Here is a 4,705-nt window from a genome sequence, read left to right as displayed (position 1 = left end):
AAGGTCCGCAAGGCCCACGCCGCCGAGCTCGTGGCCGACCTGGCCACGATCTACGCGCGCAGCAAGGCCGCGGACAAGGAGCTGAAAGCGCTGGTGAAGGCGAGTGGCACCACCCTGCTCGATCTGCACGGCATCGGCCCCTCCGGCGCCGCGCGGCTGCTCGCCGAGGTCGGCGACATCCCCCGGTTCCCCGACCGCAACCACTTCGCGTCCTGGAACGGCACCGCCCCGATCGACGCCTCCTCCGGGGACCACACCCGCCACCGCCTCTCCCGAAAGGGCAACCGGCAGATCAACCGGGTCCTGCACATCATGGCCGTCGTCCAGCTTCGCAACGCGACCGAGGGACGGGCCTATTACGACCGGAAGAAAGCCGTCGGGAAGACCTCGATAGAAGCCATGCGCCGCCTCCAGCGAAAACTGTCCGACCTGGTCTACAAGGCGCTGCTCGACGACCTCGCCGGGCACGCGACGACGGGCCCGGGAGGGAGGCGGCAGAAGCGGACGTCCATCGTCGGACCAGGCGGAGTGGCTCAGATCGCTTCGAACACCATGGTGGCTTGGACTCGGTCACCACCACCAAAGCCCTTGCTGCCGGACGCGGCTGTGCTGATGGTGTGCAGCCGGTAGCCTTTCGCCGCCTGTTGATTAATCACCTTTTCCAACTCAGGGAGGTTCCCCGAGCCCGTTCCCAGGAGCTTCTCTTTCAGAACGATCTGCAGAACAACGTAGTTCGGACCTTGCGCCACGATTCCTCCAACACTCTCCAGCGATGGCCGCACTGTAACCCACCTGCGATTGCCGGCGGGCCTGCTGTGCGGACACCCATCCTCTCCGCGGGACGGGTCGCGAGGCCTCCAGCTCCATCGACAGGCAGCCACACCGGCTCATCCAAATGTGTCGGAAGATGACGTGCATAACAAGCAGAAGCGTGCGCTCAGCACCGTCATGGGCCGCAACGGTGCTAGCGGCGCAGGGTGACAGGCACCTCGTCTTGGCTCTCAGCTCTGACTCGCCTCGAATGGGCAAGACCGCAGAGCATCTCGTGGCGGCCTTCTGCATTTTCGCATCACGTGCGGCACTGAACGTCAGTACGTCTCTCGTCGACGATGAAGGAGTCGATCTCGTGTTCCACCGTGTGGAACCGCGACACTGGCGGTCCAGGTGAAGGCTCGCATGTCAGATACCAAGGGTGTCAGCAACGGTAGGTTCATCGCGCAGCTACAAGCGACGACTTTCGGGCCTCGTCGCGACCTGGACCTCCTCTTCATCGCCGTAGGCGTCGAGCGCGGAACCCTGCAAAGGGCGTGGCTTGTGCCTAGCCCCGACTTCGCATCCGTCGTTACGACGACAAATTCGAAGGGGAAGTACCGGTTCTCGGCTTCCCTCAAGGGTGCCTCCAAAGACCGGTGGACGAGATATCGTCTCGACGCGGCTGAACTGCCTCCTGCGATCCTCGACCGTCTTGACACGCTCGAAGGATCCGGTGTGCAGGCACCGGGGTGACCTTGGACGCGCCCCGCTGCCGGATGTCCGGTGCACTCGGGGTGGGCTCGGAAACTGCCCTTCAATGGCGACTGGCACGTGGAACGAGCGACTCAAGTTCAGCCAAGTGGCCTGCCTCTAGCGTGGGGCGAGGTCCGTCCGGATCGAGCTCGTGGCCCGGCCGTCGGAGACGAACCACCGAAAGTCCTGCCTCCAGAGCGCCTCTGACGTCCCTTGCGGAAGTGGGGACGTGAACAAGAGGGCCGAGTGCCTTCTGCGCGCGCTTATAGATCGAGGGGCTCGGCTTGTAAGCGCCGAGGCGCTCGGAAGTCATTGCAAAGCCCGGTTGAATGTATGCCGATGCCTGGGTCCGTGCGAACAGTTCATCGTCAACGTTCGAGAGTAGACCCAGACGGAAGAGTTTCCCAAGTGCCGGCAGCCCCTCACTCACATCAGGCCAGAGCGGCCAATCGGGCAACGAGTCAAGAACTAGCGCGAGGTCGGCGTCAACATCTCCCTCGAGCTCCAGTGCGGAATATGCTTCAGCGAGTGACCCCCGCGCCAGCACTTGGTACGGCTTCCACGTCGAACAAAGCCGTTGAGCCCGCTTGTTCCGCTTGTCCCACGCGTCGTACACGGCCTTGCCGTCCACCGACCAACCGTAGGTCGCGCGGAGGCGGTCGAAAACGGCCCCCGCCCCGGTGCGCGAGTCGATCAAAGCACTGAAAAGGTCGAACGTCAGTGTTAGCGGTTCGTCAGCGGACACCACACGTCCTCTTGAGTAAGTCGATCACTATCCCCGCAAGTGCGGCTCCAAGCCAGCCTATCCTCACCCTGGCGCTCATCACCGGCCGTGACGGCGGGGACCTGGAGCGGACCCGCCGCCTCGGTCCGGCCCGGTTCGAGCGGATGGTCCGTGCCGAGGTGACCAGGCGGGGCAAGACGCGGCCCTGCCTGCGGATCGTGCGCAACCTGTTCACCGCCCTGTCCGACCCGGCCGGCGTGCTCACCCACCGGCCCGGCGCGTTCGAACGGATCGCCTGGGTGCTGGGCGACTGGGACCGGGCCCGCTCCCATCAGGTCGACGTCGAGGCCGAGATGATTGCTGTGCTGGACGAGCTCGAACTCACCAACCTGGTCACCACCATCCCGGGCCTGTCCGCGGTCGGAGCGGCGGCCATCCTGGCGCACACGGGGGACCTAAGGAGGCTCACCTCCCCCCGGGCGGTGGTGTCGCCTGCCATGAGCATGGGACCGCTCTGAGCGGTGCCGGCCGGCCAGAGTTGCGAACCGCCGCGTGGCGGGCGGTGTGGGGCTGCCTGCAGACGAACAAGGTCTGCCGCCCGCTACCGGCACCTGACCACGCGGGAGACCAACAAGCTCAAGGCAACCCAGGCGCAGACCGTCATCGCCGCGGCGATCCTGCGTCAGCTGCACGCCGTCGTGGTCCACCGCCAGGCCTGGGACCCGGCCATGGCCAGCGGCCAAGCCCGAGGTCAGGAGCCGCCCGTGGCGCCTTGACCCCCCTAGGACCTCACGCGAGGCGTCGCGCGTCACCAAGCAGGGCCGGGGCGAGCCTTCCGCGGCATTGAGAACCACCACAGGTATCTCGTCGCTCATCACGGGCCGCCCCGGCCCGTCGTCACCAAACCCGGTCACACGCTGTCGAGCCACCAAGCTCCATTACCTATGCAGGGACGACGACGGGCCCAGGGCACCGGCCCCCCTTGACGTACAACGCCTCACGCTGATGAGCGAGAAGATGCATTTGGCGCGTTCAGGCAACCTGGGTTCGTTGATCTCCGAGCACGTACTCGATCGTCATTTCTCCGCCAACTGCTTGCAGGTAACTACGGATGGTGCCAATCTTGGCGCTGTCGAGGTCGCCGTTCTCGATCTTCGAGACCTGGCGCTGGCCGACTCCGAGGCGCTGGGCCAGCTGGGCCTGCGTCAATCCGGCCTCCTCGCGCAGCTCGCGCAGGCGGTGGGCGCGGACCTGAGCCAGCATGCGGCGCTTGTGCTTCTCGACCTGCTCCCGATCCACCGGGTGCTCGGCAAGGAATTCGTCCAGGGTTTTGACCGGGTCGCTCACTGTCTTTTCAATCTCCGGAGGTGGTCGTCGAACAAGTCGTCGGCGAGGTGGATGTTCTCCTTGTACCAGCGCTGCCAGTTGCCAGCCTTGTCGCCAGCGATCAGCAGGATGGCTTGCCGATCCGGGTCAAATGCGAACAGGATCCGCAGTTCGGACCTGTCCGACGACCCGGGTCGAATCTCCCTTCATTGTTGCGGTGCCAGGACTGGCTCACCATGTCCACGACGGGCCGTCCCAATTGTGGACCGCGGTCTTCGAGAAGCTCGATCGCAGCGACCACCTGCTCCCGTCAGCTCTTATCCAGCGAAGCGAGCCATCCAGCGACGTGCTCGATGCCGACGCTCCACATGCCGTCAGTATATAGATCCTGCAAGGTCTGAATGACAGGTGGAGACAGGGGCCGACCAACATCCGACTCTCGGCGGATCCGGTTGGTCACGACCCTCCCCGCGTGCCGATCACCTACATATGGCGGATGAGTGCGCGCAGCTCGGCGCAGTGGTGATGTCACGCCCTCCCTCGGTCCGCGGCTCCCGCTCCCTGCTCACTCCTGAGCAGGACGGGCGAGGTCGGAGAGCTTGGCTGCGATCTCGGCGTCGCGACCCTTGGCTGCGTGCTGGTAGCGCAGCGCGGCGGCGACGGTCGAGTGGCCAAGACGCGATTGGAGTTCGGCGAGGGTGGCGCCGGTCATCGCGGCCATCGTGGCGCCTGTGTGCCGCAAGTCGTGAATCCGCAGGTCCTCGCGGCCGGCCGCCGCACGTGCCTTGCGCCACGCGGTATGGAGCACGGTCGGCTGCAGGTGCCGCTGGTGGTCGCGCACGGAGGGGAAGAGGAGAGCATCACGCCCTGGCCGGACGTACTTCTCCAGGTGCTGCTCAAGGGCGGGGACGATATGTGGTGGCACGCTCACCTCCCGCGTGCCGGCAGACGACTTCGGCGTGCCGACGATGGTCTGCCCACGCACCCAGGACACTGCCCGGGTGACCTTGACGACGCCGCGGTTGAGGTCGAGGTCGCGCCGACGCAGTTCGAGCACCTCCCCCACCCGCAGGGCGCACCAGGCGCAGAGCAGGACCAGCGCCTCAAGGTTGACCGGCATCTCCTGCACGAGCACGTCCAGCTCGGCGA

At 65.7% G+C, this 4,705-nt stretch carries 7 protein-coding genes; 3 read left to right on the top strand and 4 right to left on the bottom strand.

Translation table 11 applies throughout. The features are described 5' to 3' along the window. Positions 1-630, top strand: a 630-nt coding sequence (locus tag Q4P07_RS14015; protein ID WP_303375535.1) for a transposase, incomplete at its 5' end; no start/stop codon positions are given. Here the strand turns inward: Q4P07_RS14015 and Q4P07_RS14390 are convergent. After that, positions 534-749 (bottom strand): DUF4177 domain-containing protein, encoded by a 216-nt coding sequence (locus Q4P07_RS14390; RefSeq protein ID WP_368660289.1) that lies wholly within the window; start codon positions 747-749, stop codon positions 534-536. The two genes, Q4P07_RS14015 and Q4P07_RS14390, sit on opposite strands and share 97 nt — an antisense overlap. 427 nt (positions 750-1,176) lie before the next feature. On the opposite strand from Q4P07_RS14390, the gene Q4P07_RS14010 reads away from it, so the two are divergent. Beyond that, positions 1,177-1,506 (top strand): hypothetical protein, encoded by a 330-nt coding sequence (locus Q4P07_RS14010; RefSeq protein ID WP_303375534.1) that lies wholly within the window; start codon positions 1,177-1,179, stop codon positions 1,504-1,506. Between the two features lie 756 nt (positions 1,507-2,262). Then, positions 2,263-2,748 carry a hypothetical protein gene (locus Q4P07_RS14005; protein WP_303375533.1) on the top strand — a complete coding sequence of 162 codons (486 nt, stop codon included), beginning with the start codon at positions 2,263-2,265 and terminating at the stop codon, positions 2,746-2,748. A gap of 514 nt (positions 2,749-3,262) precedes the next feature. On the opposite strand, the gene Q4P07_RS14000 is transcribed toward Q4P07_RS14005, so the two are convergent. From Q4P07_RS14000 to Q4P07_RS13995, 3 genes are all read right to left on the bottom strand, one after another. Then, positions 3,263-3,577: a helix-turn-helix domain-containing protein gene (locus Q4P07_RS14000; RefSeq protein ID WP_303375532.1), complete on the bottom strand. Its 315-nt coding sequence runs from the start codon at positions 3,575-3,577 to the stop codon at positions 3,263-3,265. Next, positions 3,574-3,717: a type II toxin-antitoxin system RelE/ParE family toxin gene (locus tag Q4P07_RS14385; protein ID WP_368660290.1), complete on the bottom strand. Its 144-nt coding sequence runs from the start codon at positions 3,715-3,717 to the stop codon at positions 3,574-3,576. Before Q4P07_RS14385 ends, Q4P07_RS14000 begins: the two co-directional genes overlap by 4 nt. Before the next feature lie 404 nt (positions 3,718-4,121). Beyond that, a partial coding sequence (locus Q4P07_RS13995; protein ID WP_303375531.1) for a site-specific integrase occupies positions 4,122-4,705 on the bottom strand: 584 nt, incomplete at its 5' end.

This window comes from Ornithinimicrobium sp. (assembly GCF_030537745.1).
Lineage (GTDB): Bacteria > Actinomycetota > Actinomycetes > Actinomycetales > Dermatophilaceae > Ornithinicoccus.
The sequence above is the reverse complement of the archived record's forward strand: the minus strand, read 5'-3'. Positions and strand labels throughout refer to the sequence as shown.